This is a genomic window from Pseudovibrio sp. Ad37 (assembly GCF_001623075.1).
Classification (GTDB): domain Bacteria; phylum Pseudomonadota; class Alphaproteobacteria; order Rhizobiales; family Stappiaceae; genus Pseudovibrio.
Map to the genome: position 1 here is coordinate 1 of NZ_LMCF01000194.1, position 998 is coordinate 998.

General features: G+C 53.3%; 1 pseudogene. It reads left to right on the top strand.

Annotated features, from left to right (window positions below):
• Positions 1 to 998 (top strand): annotated as a pseudogene (locus PsAD37_RS21085) (hypothetical protein); the annotation flags it as partial.

The window sequence follows — 998 nt, forward strand, 5'->3', positions numbered from 1 at the left end:
CATCTGTTCCGCAACACTACTCATGAATGGCTGCAGCTCAGCTTTGAAGATGGCAGAGCCCCTCTGCTGGTGACACCTGGCCACCGCTTCCTCACGGAGACCGGTGATTATATTGAGATCGGCCAGATGGCGCGTCTGGGCGGCGGGTCTGCTCGAATTGTTCAGGAAGATGGCAGCATTGTCACAGCTCAGGCTGAAAGCGTTGTTTATAGCTCGGTAACAGCCCATCTGTTTGAACAGGTAGAGTATCAGGCCGCGGCCGGTTCTTCTGTGAGCCAAACTGCCAGCGGCTGGCAGACCTATAACTTTGAGGTGTCGACCCACCACAACTACGTGGCAGATGGCATCCGGGTGCACAACGATTCCATCTTTGCTTACCTACGCCCTGAAGAGCGGCCTTATGTGAAGGATTATAAAGACCTGAACGGTGACGACTTCCCTGACTTTGTAATTGTTCAGGTGCCGGGTACGACCATTGAGAAAGAAAAGTACCTCGTCGCAGGCCGCGTGGTTGAGGAGCTCACCACTACCGACAAAGACGGCAATCTGATTTATGTGCGCCGTGAGCTGGATAAAGACGGCAACGTCGTCAAAGGCACAGAAGTGATCAAGCAGCTGACCGGTGCGCAGGCAGGTGAGAGCATTGGTAAATCGCTGACACCGTTCCTGGCTCAAGCTATTTTAGGCGATGATGCCAGTCTGTTTGAACGGGTGGCAACTGATACTGTCCTGAACACCCTTTTGGGTAATCTGGGCGAGTTTCTTGGTGGCACGGTTCACCGTGGTGTAGTGGATGTTGGTGAACTTGACCTTGTTGAAAACGCAGAAACTATTGCCGGAAATGCCTTTGATGACTTAGGCGGAGACTTCGTCGTTGCCGGGGCCAATGCGGCGATCTCTGTTGTTAACCAGCTGATCATGGCAGAGATCTTCTCCGATGTTGCTGGTGATGGTGTTGGCGGCGAAGTCTTCGAGGCAGTTGTTGGCTCTGGGCTTGA